The 15217-nt window shown below is 68.7% G+C and carries 15 protein-coding genes; 10 read left to right on the plus strand and 5 right to left on the minus strand.

Annotated elements, in window-relative coordinates; translation table 11 throughout:
* Positions 1–67: 67 nt before the first annotated feature.
* The 3 genes from D7V77_RS32550 to cglE all read left to right on the plus strand — a co-directional run bounded on the left by D7V77_RS32550 (position 68) and on the right by cglE (position 3152).
* Positions 68–268: a hypothetical protein gene (locus D7V77_RS32550; RefSeq protein ID WP_233597371.1), complete on the plus strand. Its 201-nt coding sequence runs from the start codon at positions 68–70 to the stop codon at positions 266–268.
* A gap of 56 nt (positions 269–324) precedes the next feature.
* Complete coding sequence (locus D7V77_RS32555) at positions 325–2388, plus strand: TonB family protein (RefSeq protein WP_120580171.1); 2064 nt, start codon at positions 325–327, stop codon at positions 2386–2388.
* A gap of 164 nt (positions 2389–2552) precedes the next feature.
* Entirely contained in the window at positions 2553–3152 is a 600-nt protein-coding gene (gene cglE, locus D7V77_RS32560; RefSeq protein WP_120580183.1) for an adventurous gliding motility protein CglE, read from the plus strand.
* Here the strand turns inward: cglE and D7V77_RS32565 are convergent.
* A complete protein-coding gene (locus D7V77_RS32565; protein ID WP_120580172.1) occupies positions 3149–3964 on the minus strand; it encodes a helix-turn-helix domain-containing protein in 816 nt (271 codons plus the stop codon). The genes cglE and D7V77_RS32565 overlap by 4 nt on opposite strands.
* A 159-nt stretch (positions 3965–4123) precedes the next feature.
* On the opposite strand from D7V77_RS32565, the gene D7V77_RS32570 reads away from it, so the two are divergent.
* A complete protein-coding gene (locus D7V77_RS32570) occupies positions 4124–4930 on the plus strand; it encodes a hypothetical protein (protein ID WP_120580173.1) in 807 nt (268 codons plus the stop codon).
* A gap of 80 nt (positions 4931–5010) precedes the next feature.
* Here D7V77_RS32570 and typA read toward each other — a convergent pair whose 3' ends face one another.
* From typA to D7V77_RS32585, 3 genes are all read right to left on the minus strand, one after another.
* Positions 5011–6861 carry a translational GTPase TypA gene (typA, locus tag D7V77_RS32575; RefSeq protein WP_120580174.1) on the minus strand — a complete coding sequence of 617 codons (1851 nt, stop codon included), beginning with the start codon at positions 6859–6861 and terminating at the stop codon, positions 5011–5013.
* 166 nt (positions 6862–7027) lie between these two features.
* On the minus strand, positions 7028–7951 hold the full coding sequence (locus D7V77_RS32580; protein ID WP_120580175.1) for an alpha/beta fold hydrolase: 924 nt from the start codon (positions 7949–7951) through the stop codon (positions 7028–7030).
* Positions 7948–9537, minus strand: a complete 1590-nt coding sequence (locus D7V77_RS32585) for a sigma 54-interacting transcriptional regulator (RefSeq protein ID WP_120580176.1) — start codon at positions 9535–9537, stop codon at positions 7948–7950. Before D7V77_RS32585 ends, D7V77_RS32580 begins: the two co-directional genes overlap by 4 nt.
* A gap of 113 nt (positions 9538–9650) precedes the next feature.
* Here D7V77_RS32585 and D7V77_RS32590 point away from each other — a divergent pair, with 113 nt between their 5' ends.
* The 6 genes from D7V77_RS32590 to D7V77_RS32615 all read left to right on the plus strand — a co-directional run bounded on the left by D7V77_RS32590 (position 9651) and on the right by D7V77_RS32615 (position 14490).
* Entirely contained in the window at positions 9651–10646 is a 996-nt protein-coding gene (locus D7V77_RS32590) for a cation diffusion facilitator family transporter (protein ID WP_120580177.1), read from the plus strand.
* 47 nt (positions 10647–10693) lie between these two features.
* Positions 10694–11737, plus strand: a complete 1044-nt coding sequence (locus D7V77_RS32595; protein WP_120580178.1) for a hypothetical protein — start codon at positions 10694–10696, stop codon at positions 11735–11737.
* A 10-nt stretch (positions 11738–11747) separates the two neighbouring features.
* Positions 11748–12305, plus strand: coding sequence for a 16S rRNA (guanine(966)-N(2))-methyltransferase RsmD (rsmD, locus tag D7V77_RS32600; protein ID WP_120580179.1), 558 nt, complete (start codon positions 11748–11750; stop codon positions 12303–12305).
* Between the two features lie 47 nt (positions 12306–12352).
* Positions 12353–12835 (plus strand): pantetheine-phosphate adenylyltransferase, encoded by a 483-nt coding sequence (gene coaD, locus D7V77_RS32605; RefSeq protein WP_120580180.1) that lies wholly within the window; start codon positions 12353–12355, stop codon positions 12833–12835.
* A 69-nt stretch (positions 12836–12904) separates the two neighbouring features.
* Positions 12905–14098, plus strand: coding sequence for a pyridoxal phosphate-dependent aminotransferase (locus D7V77_RS32610; RefSeq protein WP_120580181.1), 1194 nt, complete (start codon positions 12905–12907; stop codon positions 14096–14098).
* A gap of 143 nt (positions 14099–14241) precedes the next feature.
* On the plus strand, positions 14242–14490 hold the full coding sequence (locus tag D7V77_RS32615; protein ID WP_120580182.1) for a carboxypeptidase regulatory-like domain-containing protein: 249 nt from the start codon (positions 14242–14244) through the stop codon (positions 14488–14490).
* Between the two features lie 147 nt (positions 14491–14637).
* Here the strand turns inward: D7V77_RS32615 and D7V77_RS32620 are convergent.
* A partial coding sequence (locus D7V77_RS32620) for a hypothetical protein (RefSeq protein ID WP_233597373.1) occupies positions 14638–15217 on the minus strand: 580 nt, incomplete at its 5' end.

Below are 15217 nucleotides of genomic sequence, written 5' to 3' on the forward strand. Positions count from 1 at the left end.
AGAACCACACGCGTAAGATCGTCGGCAGCGTCAGATGTGTATAAGAGATAGGGACAGCAAGGACTCGGTGAAGATCATCCAGGAGGAGGATCGCACCGTGTACCGCAAGAAGACGGTGATTGATTTCACGGATGTGGCGGTGGAGGGCGAGCTCACCAAGCCGGAGGGCTCCTACGTCCTCAACCGCAAGAAGACGGATTTCCAAAGCCTCATCAAGGTCCGGGAGAACTTCGACCCGGAGCTTCAGAAGTCGGCGGACAATCTCTAGACGACACAGGTGGCGTTGAACGTTTTCGGGACGGGAAGGGAAGAAGGAAGAACTTCATGGCGGCGGCGAGAAAAAACGGTTTGACGCTTCGGATCACCACCCCGGACGGCTCCATCCAGGAGACGGTTTCGGAGGCGGAGAGTGTCATCGTGGGGTCGGGCGCCCAGGCGGCGGTGAAGATTCAGGATCCGCGCGTGTCCAACCTCCACGTGATGCTGAAGGTGGACAACGATGGCTCCGTGACGGCCATCGACCTGGGCAGTGAAGGCGGCACCCAGGTGTCCGGGCAGAAGCTCATCATCCCCACGGCGCTCAAGCCCGGGGACGTGCTCACGGTGGGCACATCCAGGGTGGAGGTGCTCTTCGGTGAGGTGCCCCGGCCGGTGGCTCCGGCGGCGGCGGTGGCGCAGCCCGGCGTGTTCCAGCAGCGCCCGGTGATGCCCCCGGCGGCTCCGGTGGCGCCTCCGGTGGCCCACTCGGCTCCGGTGCCTCCCAACATGCGGCAGGCTCCGCCTCAGCGGCCCGCGATGAACGCGGCGCCCACGAACGTGGTGGGCACGGTGAGCACGCCGCGCTCCGCTCCGGCGGGCGCGCTGGGCACGCAGGTGTCCCAGAACGTGACGTCCACCCCGGTGTTCGCCCCTCCGCCGCCTCCGGTGGCGGCGCGCAAGGCCACGCCTCCCCAGGTGGCCGCGGCCCGCAAGCCGCAGCCTCCACCGCACCTGCAGGAGCCGCTGCCCCGGGACGCGCAGCCCACGCCGGACGCGAAGGTGCTCCAGGTGTCCATGCTCTGGGGCGACCAGATGCTGGAGGTCCAGCACTTCAAGGACGGCGCGCCGGTCACCATTGGCGAGGGCGCGAAGAACACCTTCACCGTCTTCTCTCCGCAGGTGGGCAAGCGCCACGTGCTCGCGGTGAGCAAGGGCGACAAGCTGGAGCTGCGCGCTCCGGCGGGCTCTGGCGTCTTCGTCACCAACAACGGCGATGTCCGCACGAAGGACGCGCTGCGCGCCGCGGGCCAGCTCAACAACGCCGCGTCGGAGCAGGAGCAGCTCTTCACCCTGGGCCTGCATGACCGTGCGGAGGTGTCGCTGGGCACGGTGGCGTTCGTGATGCGCTACGTGAAGCCGTCGCCGGCCATCCTGGCGACGTCGCTTTCGGACCGCGACTTCGGCTTCTTCAAGATCGCCGCCATCTGCATCCTCGCGGCGGCGGCGTTCGTCACCGCCATGCTGCTGACGCCGCACACGGAGACGAAGTCCGCGGACGACGTCTTCGAGTCCCAGCAGCGCGTGGCCAAGTTCCTCATCACCCCGGAGAAGAAGGTGGAGGCGAAGAAGCTCCAGCTCTCCGGCGTGGAGGAGGGGGCCAAGGCCAAGGACGAAGAGGGCAAGTTCGGCAAGGAGGAGGCGAAGCAGGAAGAGGCCGCGCCCTCCAAGCCGGGCACCCAGGTGGTGGACAAGTCCAAGAAGGAGAAGGACCGCCAGGTGGTGGGCAAGGTGGGCCTCCTCGGCGCGCTCAAGGGCATGAAGGGTGGCGCTTCCGACGTGTTCGGTCCGGGCGGCATTGGCACGGGCATCAACAACTCGCTGGGCGGCCTCAAGGGCGGCGCGGCCATGGGTGACGCGCACGGCGTGGGCGGCATGGGTTCGCGCGGCACGGGCAACGGCGGTGGCGGCACGGCGCTGGGCATCGGCGGCCTGGGCACCCAGGGCAACGGCCGGGGCACGGGCGGATCCGGCGGCATCGACCTGGGCGGCCGTGGCAAGTCCGTCACCAAGGTCATCCCCGGCAAGACGACGGTGATTGGCGGCCTGGACAAGGACGTCATCGCCAAGGTCATCCGGCGGCACCAGAATGAGATCAAGTACTGCTACGAGTCGGAGCTGAACAAGAACCCGTCGCTGGCCGGCAAGGTCGCGGTGGCCTTCACCATCGACCCGGCGGGCGCGGTGGCGGACGCCAGCGTGTCCGAGTCCACGCTGGGCAGCTCTCCCGCGGAGCAGTGCATGATCTCCCGCATCCGCCGCTGGAAGTTCCCAGAGCCCAAGGGCGGCGGCGTGGTGAACGTGACGTACCCCTGGCTGTTCTCGCCCTCGGGTGCGGACGCCGCTGAGTAGTCCGGGGCGCACTTCGTAGACTGGAAGACCGAAATGGCGTGGACGAAACGGTCCACGCCATTTTCGTTTTTCCCCGCTGCCGTTTCGTGCCGGGCGTCACTACTGTCCGTGCCACTGCTGCCAGGCGTGCGAGGGAGCAGGAGGACAACGTGACGGGAGGAGTCGTGAGGAAGTCGCTGCTGTTGGCCGCGCTCGCGCTGGCGACGCCGGCCCTGGGGGCCACGCCGCCGGAGGGCGTGCCGTTCGAGCCGCGCCGGGGGTTCTTCACCGAGACCGACGTCGGGGTGTTCTTCACGGTGGGCGGCGAGAACAGCTACTCCAACGCGCAGTCGTACGTGCAGTTGGGCATTGGCTATGACTTGACGGAGCGGCTGTCGTTGGGCGCCCACTTCGCGCTGGGCTCCTCCGCGCAGAACTGCTTCGCGGGCTACCTGCCGGACTCCAACGTCTGCGCCCTGTCCGACAACTTCACCGTGGCCTTCGGCGACCTGACGGCCGCGTACCACGTGCGGCTGGCCAACCGCTTCTACCTGACGCCCAAGGTGGCGGCGGGCTACACGCGGTTGGACCCGACGCCGGTGGATCCGGACCAGGGCGACCCGGGCCGCTCCATCAACGCCTTCAACGCGGGCCTGGGCGTGGGCGTGGAGTACGCCACGTCCTTCGACCACTTCTCCGTGGGCGCGGATCTGCTCGGGCGCTACATCTTCGGGCCCAACATCATGACGTTCGCGGTGTTCCCGCGCGTGAAGTACACGTTCTAGCGCGCCACTTGCCGGGCGTATCCGGCGGGTGTGCAGCCCACGATGCGCCGGAAGTCGCGGATGAAGTGGGCCTGATCGAAGTAGCCCAGCTCCAGCGCCAGCCGAGCCAGCTCCGGAGGTGGCGTTTCGCGCAGCCGCTCCGCGGCTTCATGCAGGCGGTAGCGCTGGATGACCCACTTGGGATTCACGCCCACGTAGCGGTTGAACAGCCGCTGCAGCGTGCGCAGGCCCGGGCCTCCGGGCGTGAGCAGGTCCTCCACCTTCGTCACCGCGCGGTCCTCCAGGATGCGCGTGACGAGCCCCTGCACGAGCGCCACGTTCGGATCCGGCGCGGGCATGCGGGCCCGCAGGAAGGCCTCCGCCAGGGCGATGCGCTCGTGGTCCGCGTCTCGCGCGACGTCGGTGGCGAGGATGGCCGCCTCCAGCTCCAGCGCCTCCGGGCCCAGCAACGCACCGGGTGAAGCGGTTCGTCGCGTGAGGGCGGACACGGGCGTCCCCACGAAGGGGAAGAAGCCACCGGGCCGGAACTTGATGCTGAACACGCCGCCCAGCCCCTCCAGCGTGATGGAGAAGCGGCCCGGGTGCGGGCCACCCACGCGCGACGTGCCGTCCTGGAAGGCCCAGTGCACGGAGGGGTGGCTGAGGCTCTGCTGGAGGTAGGGCGGCTGTCCGCGCAGGTCCCATCGCACGGCCCAGAAGTGTTCGACCCACGGGCGCAGGTCCTCCGCGGGCAGGACGCGGACGTGCTCGAAGTGCCGGGGATCCGGGCGGGGATACAGCAGGCCCCGAGGCTTGCCCGCGTTCGACTCCACCCGCCTTGCCGCCTCCTCCAGGACGTCCGTGTCCTGGCGCGCTTCTACTACCGCTTCGACTGACGCCGGACAGGTGCCCCGGCCCGGCGGGCGGATTCAGCTCCGTCGCTCGTGTGCTCACCCTGAAAGTCACCCTCGCGGTTCTTTCCAGGTAATCACATGACCCCCGTTCTCCGTTCCCATGCGCGTGTGTGGGTGCTGGTGCTGTCGTTGCTGTCCGTCCCCGCGCTCGCGCAGGGCATCCCGAACCTGCCGTCCGCGGAGGAGTGCTGGGGCCAGTCGCCGGACGCGGACCACGACGGCGTGAGCGACAGCTGCGAGCTCCAGGTGGCCGCGGCCTTCATGCCCACGCTGTGGATTGCCCAGGGGGAGAAGGGCGTGGCGCGCCGGCCGTACTTCGCGGCGCGGCCGTTGAACTCCGCCCTGCGCACGCTGCGCATCTTCTACCTGGCCGCGTACTACGAGGACCACGGCATCCCCAGCCTGGGCATCTTCAACGTCTTCGCCCACGACGGGGACTCCGAGTTCCAGGTGCTGGACGTGCACTACGCCGACGGCCGCTGGTACCTGGACCAGGCCTTCCTGGCCGCGCACCTGGAGACGGCTTGCGATTCGTCGGGTTGGTACGGCTACGCGCAGCTCGAGTACGCGGGGGCGTACCGGGGCGCGCCGCGCATCTACGTGGCCGGGAACAAGCATGGCTCCTACAACTCGAAGGCCACCTGTGCCCGGGGCTGCTACTTCACCGACAGCTGCTCCCAGGGTCGGCAGGAGCCGTTGGATCCCGGCAACCAGCTCGCGGGTCGCAACGTGGGCTCCATCAGCATTCCGTTGATCAACGCCGTCACCGTCAATGGCCAGACGGAGCGGCTTTTGGACGACGTGGAGTTCAAGGGCTGGGACGACCAGGGGAACCGGAGCAACTCCACGCCGTACCGCGCGCGGCTCGTCCGCTTCGGCTTCTGACGCCGGAACGAAGAAGGGGCCGCCACCCGCGTGTGCGCAGGTGACGGCCCCTGGAAGCTTCAGGCGCTTCCGCGGAAGGACTACTCCGCGTCGGCGCGCTCTTCGCGCTTGCGCTCGCGCTCGGCGCGGTAGCGCTCGCCCACGGCCAGCGCCTTCTTGCGCATGCGGATGGACTTGGGCGTCACCTCGACGAGCTCGTCGTCGGCGATCCACTCCAGGGCCTTCTCCAGCCCCATCTCGCGCGGCGGGACGAGGATGACGTTCTCGTCGCGGCCGGCGGCGCGGATGTTGGTGAGCTTCTTCTCGCGGCAGCAGTTGACGTTGAGCTCGGACGGGTGCGCGTTCTCGCCGATGATCATCCCCTCGTACACGGTGGTGCCCGCGCCGATGAAGAGCTGGCCGCGCTCCTGGATGCTGAACAGCGCGTACGGGACCGTGTCGCCCAGGCGGTCGGAGACCATGGCGCCGTTGGCGCGCTTCGGGATGTAGCCGAACCACGGCTCGAAGCCGTCGAACTGGCTGCTCATGATGCCCTCACCGCGCGTGATGGTGAGGAACTCCGAGCGGAACCCGATGAGGCCGCGCGCGGGGATGCGGAACTGGAGGCGGGTGCGGCCCGAGCCCAGCTGCTGCATGTCCGTCATGCGGCCCTTGCGGGGCCCCAGGCGCTCCGTCACCACGCCCACGCTGTTCTCCGGCACGTCGGCGAAGAGCAGCTCCATGGGCTCGTGGAGCTGGCCGTCCACCGTCTTGGTGATGGGCTCCGGGTTGGAGGCCGTGAGCTCGTAGCCCTCGCGGCGCATGTTCTCGATGATGACCGCCAGCGCCAGTTCGCCACGGCCCACCACGCGGAACGCGTCCGGCGTCGCGGTGTCCTCCACGCGCACGGCCACGTTGCGGTAGGCCTCGCGGTACAGGCGCTCGCGCAGGTTGCGGGAGGTGACGTACTTGCCCTCCTTGCCCGCCAGCGGCCCGTCGTTGACCTTGAAGATCATCATCATCGTGGGCTCGTCCACGGTGATGCGCGGCAGCGCCACGGGCTTCTCGAAGTCCGCGATGGTGTCGCCGATGCTGATTTCCTCGATGCCCGCGATGGAGACGATCTCACCCGGGCCCGCGTCCGGGATCTCCTGGCGCTTCAGGCCGGAGAAGCCGAACAGCTTGACGATCTTGCCCTGCTGCACCTTGCCGCCCTCGCGGACGACGGACACGGGCATGTTCGGGGTGATGCGGCCCGCCTGCACGCGACCCACCGCCAGACGGCCGACGTAGTCGTCGTAGTCCAGGTTGGCGACGAGCAGCTGCAGCGTCGTCTGCTCCACCGGGGGCGGGGGCGGGGGCGGGATGTGCTTGATGATGGCGTCGTACAGCGGCTCCAGCGTCTTGCCCGGCACGTCCAGCGACGTGGAGGCCTGACCCTGGCGCGCGACGGTGTAGAGGACGGGCATCTCCAGCTGCTCTTCGTTCGCGCCCAGGTCGATGTAGAGCGAGTACACCAGGTCCAGCACTTCCTTGGCCCGGGCGTCCTGACGGTCGATCTTGTTGATGACCAGCACGGTCTTCAGGCCCATGGCCAGCGCCTTGGTGAGCACGAAGCGCGTCTGGGGCAGGGGACCTTCGGCGGCGTCCACCAGCAGGATGACGCCATCGACCAGGCGCAGACCGCGCTCCACCTCGCCACCGAAGTCGGCGTGGCCCGGCGTGTCGATGATGTTGATCTGCATCCCCTTGTAGGAGACGGCAGTGTTCTTCGCGAGGATGGTGATGCCCTTCTCGCGCTCGAGGTCGTTCGAGTCCATGACCCGCTCGGCCACGTGCTCATTGGAGCGGAAGGTCCCCGCCTGCCGGAGCAGGTGGTCGACGAGGGTGGTCTTGCCGTGGTCGACGTGGGCGACAATGGCGACGTTGCGAATGTTTTCGCGAGAGATCATCAGGACCAACTAACGGAAATGAAGGTGCGAGGAGAGACGCCCAGAACGGGGTTTCTCAATCCCACCGGAACCCGGAAGGCGGGGGCTTATATGCCGGGGGCTTCCCACCTGCAATGAAGGCGGGTGTCCAGCAGGCAAACAATCAGCCCCCCTGCCTGCTAGGCGCTTATCCCACCTTTGGCGGAATTTCCGCGGTCTCCACTCCCAGCCGCTCCCTCAGGAAGTGCTCCACCCGCAGCTCCACCAGGCCTGGAACTTCCAGTGGGGCGGTATGGGTGCCCTCGGAAATCATCAGGAGCTCAGAGGAGGGGATGCGCTGGGCCATCTTCCGGGACAGCCAGCCGGGGGTGAAGCGGTCCTTCTCCCCGGCGACCACCAGGGTGGGCACGTCCACGTGGTCCAGGTGGTCCTCGGCGGTGTGGTTCGCCAGAGAATCCAGGGTTCGCACGAAGACGACGGGGTCCATGCGTGCCAGATGCGTGAAGTAGGGGGCCAGGTCGTTGCGGGCGATGAGGTCCGGGTTCATCTCCAGGCGGATGGCCAGTTGCACCACCAATTCCGTGGTGAGCGCCCCGTGCACGATGCGCGCGGTGTGCCGGGGGAAGCGCTCCACCGCGGCCCTCAAGGTGGGGAAGAGGCGCTTGAGCATCGTGGAGTCATGGAAGGTGTCCAGCGGCAGGCCGTAGCTGCCGCACACCAGCACCAGCCCCTCCACGCGCCGGGCGTAGCGGCGGTGGAACTCCAGCGCCACCTGCACGCCCATGGAGTGGCCGAAGAGGACGGCCTTGTCCATGCCCGCCGCGTCCATCACCCGCGCCAGGTCGTCGCAGGTGTACGCCATGCCGATGCGTGTGCGGTCCGTGGGGACGGTGCTCTTGCCGTGGCCCCGGTAGTGCCAGCGCAGCACGCGGTGGCGCCGGCCCAGGTAGGGCAGGAGGTACTTCCAGGCGAAGCCGTCACAGCCCAGGCCGTCGCACAGGACCATGCCCGGGGCCCCGTCCCCCCGCACCTGGTAGTAGAGGTCCGCGCCGTCCGGCACCCGCAGCGAGTCCTGCCGGAAGGAGACCGCCTGTCCGTGGGGTGCGCTCACGCCTCCACCTCTTCCGTGTCCAGCCCCTCGGGGATGCCCTTGTCCAGCCCGTAGCGGGAGATTTTCAAGAGCAGGTTGGAGCGGCTGATGCCCAGCTCGCGCGACAGCCGGCTCTTGTTGTAGCGGGTGCGCACCAGGCCCTGGTGGATCATCTCCTTCTCCAGGGACTCCACCGCCTCGTGCAGCTTGCCGTGCGCGCGCGGGGCGATGAAGGGCCCGCCGCCGGGGACGACGGCGTCTCGGATGCGGCTGGAGAGCAGGTCCGCGGGGATGACCTCCAGCTCGCCTCCCAGCACCAGCAGCCGTTCGATTTCGTTCTCCAGCTCGCGGATGTTCCCTGGCCACGCGTACGCGCCCAGGATGCCCAGGGCCTCCGGCGCCAGGCCCCGCGCGCGCTGGCCCTCGCGGTGGTGCTTGCGCAGGAAGTGGTCGATGAGGACGGGCAGGTCGTCCTTGCGCTCGCGCAGGGGCGGCAGCTGCAGGCGGATGACGTTGATGCGGTAGAAGAGGTCCTCGCGGAACTCGCCGCGCTTCACCATCTCGCCCAGGTCCTTGTGGGTGGCGGCGATGACGCGCACGTCGACCTCGCGGGAATGGGTGCCGCCCACGGGCAGGAAGGTGCCTTCCTGGAGGACTCGCAGGAGCTTCACCTGGAGGGCGGGGGACATGTCGCCCACCTCGTCCAGGAAGAAGGTGCCCTGGTCCGCGACCTCGAAGAGGCCCTTCTTGTCCTTGAGCGCGCCGGTGAAGGAGCCCCGGGTGTGACCGAAGAGGGCGCTCTCCAGCAGGTTGTCGTTGAAGGCGGAGCAGTTCTGCACGACGAACGGCTTGTCCTTGCGCGGGCCGTTGTGGTGGATGGCGCGCGCCACCAGCTCCTTGCCCGTGCCGGACTCGCCGTTGATGAGGACGGTGGAGTCGGAGTGGGCCACCTTCTCCATCAGGCGGAACACTTCGTTCATGGCCCCGGAGCGGCCGATGATCTTCTCGAAGCGGTAGCGGTTGGACAGCTCGGAGGCCATGGACTGGATGGTCTCCTCCTTGCGCGTGAGCTCCACCTCCTGGTTGGCGATCTCCGTGACCGCGAACTCCAAGAGGTCCGACAGCTTGCTCAGCTCCGAGCCGTCCAGCACCGGCACGCGCTCCGCCGCGCCCTCCAGCTCCAGCATGGCCCCGGGCGCGATGTCGCGCATCTTGCCCAGGAGCACCTGTCCGTCTCCGGGCATGAGCGGCTGCCGGGCGAAGCCCTCCACGAAGAGGAAGCCCTCGTACTCGTTGCGGATGTAGAGCGGCGCGCCCACGATGGACAGGCGCAGGTGGCAGTCGTGGAAGAGCGAGCGGCGCAGGTTCTTGGCGGCCTTGAACTTCTCATGCAGCACCCGCACCGACTGGGCACACCGCCGCATCCCCTCCCGCGCCCCCAGCGAGTGGCGGCAGAAGTCGTTGGGCGGCGGGATGAAATCCCCGCGCTGCCAGTCGTGCACCAGGCCGTTGCGATCCGCGAACGAAAGCTCCACCTGCCACCACTTGCGGATGACATCCCTCAACATGACAATGGTGTGCAGATTCTGATGCTTCTCGAAGTCCATCCCCGCGTCCCTCGGCCTGTTGCGGATCAGGACAACGGATCTACGGGGTTGTCCGAAATCAATCCAGCGGCACCTGTCCGAATGAAGGCGCTGTTGGCGTACCCTGGTTCCCTGTGAGCGCACCCCCACATACACACGGCAGGGCCGGGCACGGTCATTCGCACGACCACGACCATGACCACTCGCATCATGGGCATTCGCACGGCCATTCGCACGGTCCCCGCAAGGGCGGGCTGGCGGAGGAGCGGCGCAAGGACCGGCGGCGGCTGCTGTTCGCGCTGGGGCTGACGGCGACCATCATGGTGGCGGAGGCGGTGGGCGGCTTCCTCACCAACTCGCTGGCGCTGCTCTCCGACGCCGGGCACATGCTGACGGACGTGTCGGCCATGGTCCTGAGCCTGCTGGCGCTCTGGTTCGCCGGGCGGCCCGCGGACCTGAAGAAGACCTACGGCTACTACCGGATGGAGATCTTGAGCGCGCTCCTCAACGGGGTGCTGCTGCTGGTCATCACCATCTTCATCCTGATGGAGGCCTGGCAGCGCATGCGCACGCCCGCTCCGGTGGAGTTGGGGCCCATGGCGCTGGTGGCGGGCATCGGCCTGGTGGCGAACCTGGCGGCGCTGGGCTTCCTGCACCAGACGCACTCCATGAACGTGCGCGGCGCGTTCCTGCACGTGCTGGGGGACACGCTGTCCTCGGTGGGCGTGCTGATTGGCGCGGGCGTGATGTGGTGGACCGGCTGGTACGTGGTGGACCCCATCATCTCCGTGCTGATTTCGATGATCATCGTCGTGGGCGCGCTGCGGCTGGTGAAGGACGCGGTGGACGTGCTCCTGGAGGCGGTGCCCGCGCACGTGGACCTGGAGCAGGTGCGCGACCTCATGGGAAAGGTGCCGGGCGTGCAGGCGGTGCACGACCTGCACGTGTGGACCATCTCCAGCGGGATGTACGCGCTGTCCGCGCACCTGGTGGTGGCGGACCCCATGGTCTGCAACAACGACGACATCCTGTCCGCGGTGAAGCACGACCTCTTCGACCGCTTCGGCATCGACCACACGACCATCCAGATTGAGAGCCAGTCCTACGCCCACCTGGGCGAGGTGCACTGACTCACGCTTGCGAAAGGCGCGCGGGGAGGGAATCCTCGCGGGCCTCTATGAGCGTGCTGGACAAGGTGTTGTCGCTGCGGCCGGGCAACGTGGTGGCGCGGGTGGGCCCGGGCTCCCGGGTGCCCCTGTTGGATCCACGAGAGTTGCTTGCGGCGCTGGAATCCACGCCCATGGCGCTGCCGTGCCTGCCGGTGCTGTCCAAGGGCGCGCTGCCGGGCCTGTTGGGCGCGGCCCGCGCGGAGGACTCGGTGCTGGGCCTCTCCTGCCCGCACCCCCTGGCGGACCGGGGCGCGCCGGAGCGCTTCGTGAGGGCGGTGCACGCGGCGGCACAGGAGGCCGAGCACACCCGGCCCCTGTTCCTCCAGGCCGGTCCCCTCCGAGTCACTTCCACGGACGCGGACGTGCTGGACGCGCTCCAGGACGGCATCTTCCGCGTGGTGGACGCGGGCTTCGCGCTGGTGTCGCTGGACCTGTCGCGCCTCACCTCCTACGAGGCCGTGGAGGCGGTGAACGCGCTGGTGGGCCCGCTCAAGGAGCGCGAGCTGTCGCTGGAGGTGTCCCCGCCCCAGCTGTCCTCCGGCGGGCTGGTGGACGCGTGCGCGACGCTGCTGGAGGGGCTGGCGCAGTGGCAGGTCCCGCTGCGCTTCCTGCGCGTGTCGGACGCCCAGCTGGGAGAGGGCGAGCTGGACGTGGAGCTGCTGCGGCAGGTGGTGGAGACGGCCGCGGGGAAGGGCGTGTCGGTGTCGGTGGCGGAGGCCTCCACGGGGCCCGCGCGGGGGCTGTCCAGCTACGTGGCCGTGGGTGTGCGCAAGGTGGACCAGGGAGGGCCCTTCGGTCCGCTGGCCCTGCGCGCCTGGCCTCCAGAGGTCCGCGAGGCGGTGGTGGCGCGGGCCCAGGCGGCGGGCATGCCGGCCGGGGAGCTGCTCTCCGTGCTGGAGGAGGGGCTGCCTCCCCTGACGCCCTCGGCCCGGGAGACGCTGGAGGCGCTGTCCTTCGCGGAGGCCACGGAGGCGCTGGTGGCGTTGGGGGCGCACCGGTCCGCTTCGGTGGCCATGGCGTTCCTCGCGAAGCCGGGCGGGGACCTGGGCTAGAAGGGCGCGCATGCGCATCGTTGCAGGCAGCGCGAAGGGTCGGGCCCTGACGGGGCCCAAGCCGTCGTCCGGACACATCCGCCCCACGGCGGACCGGGTCCGGGAAACCATCTTCAACATGCTGGGCCAGTTCCTGGACGGCCAGGCCGTGCTGGACCTGTACGCGGGGACCGGCGCCCTGGGGCTGGAGGCCCTGTCGCGGGGCGCTGGGAGGCTGGTGCTGGTGGACCAGGACCGCGAGGCCCTGGACCTGTGCCGGAAGAACACCGACGCGCTGGGCTTCAGCGCCCAGGTGTCCATCCTGGCGCAGCCCGTGGTCCGCGCGCTGGGGACGCTGGGCAAGCAGGGGGCGAAGTTCGACCTCGTCTTCGCGGATCCACCCTACGCGGCGCGCGTGGTGGAGACGGTGCTGGAGGCGGTGGTGGCCGCGGGCGTGGTGACGCCGGGCGGCACGGTGATGGTGGAGCACGACAAGCGGGAAGCGGCCCCGGAGGCCCACTCGGGGCTCGCCCTGGAGGACCAGCGCCGCTTCGGGGACACCCTGGTGAGCTTCTACCGGGCCCCGTGACGTGCGCTTGACCGGCCCCGTGGGCCCGCCGAGACTTCAACGCACCCATGCCGGTCGCCATCTATCCTGGTTCGTTCGATCCGCCCACCAACGGGCACCTGAGCCTCATCCAGCGCAGCCTGAAGATGTTCGACCGGCTCATCGTCGCCATCGCGGTGAACCCGAAGAAGACGCCCCTCTTCAGCCAGGAGGAGCGCATCGAGCTCATCCGTGAAGCGGTGAACGACCCCCGCGTGGAGGTGGACGCCTTCCACGGCCTGCTGGTGGACTACGTGCACCAGCGCAACGTGAGCGTCGTCATCCGCGGGCTGCGCGCGGTGTCGGACTTCGAATACGAGTTCCAGCTGGCGAACATGAACCGCAAGCTGGCGCCGGACATCGACACCGTCTTCATGATGACGGGTGAGGACTACTTCTACATCTCCTCGCAGCTGGTCCGGGAGGTCGCGACCTTCGGGGGGAACGTGGATGGGCTCGTCCCCCCGAACGTCAACGCGGGGCTGAAGAAGAAGTTCGGCCCGAAACCGTAGCGGCAGGCGGGCGACGCAGGACGTCCGGGAGGCTTGTCCGCTTCGGACGTTCCGCGCTAGGCAGGACGCATGAAACTCGCCCGCCGGCTGCAAGCCATCAAGCCCTCCGCCACCCTGGCCCTCAACGCCCGCGCCAAGGCGCTCGCGGCGAGTGGGAAGGACGTGGTGGTGCTCGCCGCCGGTGAGCCGGACTTCGACACGCCGGAGTTCGTGAAGCAGGCGGCCATCGACGCGCTCCGCACGGGCTTCACCAAGTACACCGCCACCGCGGGCATGCCGGAGCTGCGCGAGGCCGTCTGCCGCAAGCTGGAGAAGGACAACGGCCTGAAGTACGCGGTGGATCAGGTGGTGGTGACGGCGGGCGGCAAGCAGTCGCTCTACAACTGCTTCCAGGCGCTGCTGGACGAAGGCGACGAGGTCATCATCTTCGCGCCGTACTGGGTGAGCTACCCGGACATGGTGCACCTGGCGGGCGGCACGCCGGTCATCGTCCCCACGCGCGAGGAGGACGGCTACGCGCCGGACCCCGCCGCCATCAAGAAGGCGCTCACCCCGCGCACGCGCGCCATCGTGCTCAACAGCCCGGCCAACCCCACGGGCGCGGTGTACTCGCGCGCCACGCTGGAGGGCATCGCCGACGCGGTGCGCGGCCATGACTGCATCATCGTCACCGACGACATGTACGAGAAGCTCCTCTACACGGGGGAGCCGTTCCTCAACCTGGGCAACGTGGCGCCGGACCTGGTGCCCCGGCTGCTGCTGTCCAACGGCCTGTCCAAGTCCCACGCGATGACGGGTTGGCGGCTGGGCTACGCGGCGGGCCCCAAGGCGCTCATCACCGGCATGCAGCTGGTGCAGGACCAGTCCACCTCCAACGCGTCCTCCATCACGCAGAAGGCGGCGCTGGCGGCGCTCAACGGCCCCACGGACACCATCACCGCCATGGTGAACGAGTACCGCGAGCGCCGGGACTTGTTCGTCGCGGGACTCAACGCCATCCCCGGCATCCGCTGCCGGCTGCCGGAAGGCGCCTTCTACGCGATGGCGGACGTGCGGGGCCTGCTGGGCAAGACGTACAAGGGCAAGCCGCTGACGGACTCGCTCCAGCTCTCCGAGGCGCTGCTCAACGACTTCCTCGTGGCGGCGGTGCCGGGAGACCCGTTCGGCGCGCCGGGCTACATCCGCATGAGCTTCGTCACCTCGCGCGAGGTGCTGCAGAAGGGCCTGACGCGCCTGCGGGACTTTGTCGCGGCGCTGGGTTGAGGTGAAGAGGCGGTCTGGGACAGTGAATTCCCAGGCCGCTTCGTCGTCTGGAAAGCCACCGGACGCACCGACGAGCCCCCACGCGGGCCAGGTGCGGAAGGCATCGCGCCGGCCGGAGCGCGCTTTTCCTGAAGAACCCACCCATGATGACCCTGAAGACTCGAAGCAGCGTGCTCTGCGCGCTCCTGATGGCCGTTGTGTTGTCCGCGTGCGATCCCGACGCCGGGTCCTCCAAGGATCCGGCTGACCAGGAGCCCCGGCCCGGGCGGGTGACGGGCGTCGTGTTGACGGAGCAGGGCGAACCGCTCAAGGACTTCGAAGTCACCCTCATGGAGACCGACAAGACGGTCATCTCCGACGCGCAGGGCAAGTTCACCTTCGAGTCGCCATGATTGAAGCCGAGCGCGATGGCTTCAAGACCGCGTCCGAAATCCTGATCGTGGTCCAGGACCCGGATCCCGTGAGCATCACCCTGCAGCCGGCGCCTTGACGAAAGCAGCGGGGCGCCCGGGAGTAACGCCGGGCGCTCCTTGTCGTCTTCAGTCCGTGTACGCGAAGGCGTGCCAGCTCAGGTCCGGGCTGCCGCGGAAGAGGAAGATGGCCGCGTGGCCGGAGAGGTTGCCCACCGCGGCCCAGGTGTCCTTGAGCGCGCGCGGATCCAGGCCCAGGCGCGCGGGTGGCTTGCCGTACTTCTTCTCCATCTCCGCGATGGGCAGCACTTCGATGTCGTAGAGGGTGACCAGGTCCGTGCGGCGCGAGCGCAGCTGCTTCACCCATGCCTGCACCAGCTCGTCGGGCGTGTTGAAGCGCTTGTCCTCCAACTGGAACGGGAAGATCAGCTCCGTGGACGCGTTGCGCACATCCCCCGTCAGCAGGCTCTGGAAGAGGAAGCGCGCCTCGTTGTGGATCACCGAACGGGCGATGCCCTCGGGGGACAGGTCCTCTTCGGTGGGGCGCGCGGCTTCGCGACCCGGGGCCAGCTGGACGGTGCCCGCGACGGTGTACTCGCTGGAGGCCGCCGGAATCGTCTTCAGGCGGTTGAGCTCCTTCTGTGCGACCTTCTCCACCTCGGGGGGCAGGGCGGCCTTCTTCAGGCGCTCCTGGAGCTCGTCCAGCTCC

The organism is Corallococcus sp. CA041A, from assembly GCF_003612075.1.
Taxonomy (GTDB): domain Bacteria; phylum Myxococcota; class Myxococcia; order Myxococcales; family Myxococcaceae; genus Corallococcus; species Corallococcus exiguus.